General features: G+C 74.7%; 1 protein-coding gene. It reads left to right on the top strand.

The features are described 5' to 3' along the window. Window positions 1-566: AMP-binding protein (locus WDV06_RS37065; RefSeq protein ID WP_395514189.1), on the top strand; the 566-nt coding region annotated here is incomplete at both ends.

Raw genomic sequence — 566 nt, 5'->3', positions numbered from 1 at the left:
GGCCCACCCGGACGACCGGATCGCCTTCGTCCTCGACGACATCAAGCCCGTCGCCGCCGTCACGACCCGCTCCACCGCCGGCCGGGTGCCCGCGGGCATCCCGCAGCTCACCCTCGACGCCGCCGGAACCCAGGCCGACCTGCGGGCGACCTCCGCCGCCGACGTCACCGACGCCGAGCGCACCGCACCGCTCACCCCTTCCCACCCCGCCTACGTCATCTTCACGTCCGGCTCCACCGGCCGCCCCAAGGGCGTCGTGGTCGAACACCGCTCCCTGAACGCCTACCTGGCCTGGGCCCGGGACGCGTACGACAGCGTGGCCGGGCGGGCCCTGGTCCACTCGCCGGTCTCCTTCGACCTGACCGTCACCGGCCTGTTCGCCCCGCTCACCGCGGGCGGCACGGTCCAGCTGGTCGAACTCGACGGACGCACCGGCGACGCGGCTCCGCACCGGCAGCCCGACTTCGTCAAGGCCACCCCCAGCCACCTGCCCCTGCTGATCGAGCTGGACGGCGGCTTCTCCCCGGCCCGCCAGCTCGTCCTGGGCGGCGAGTCGCTGATGGGCG

The organism is Streptomyces racemochromogenes (genome assembly GCF_044129415.1).
GTDB classification, from domain to species: Bacteria; Actinomycetota; Actinomycetes; order Streptomycetales; family Streptomycetaceae; genus Streptomyces; species Streptomyces racemochromogenes_A.
The sequence above is the reverse complement of the archived record's forward strand: the minus strand, read 5'-3'. Positions and strand labels throughout refer to the sequence as shown.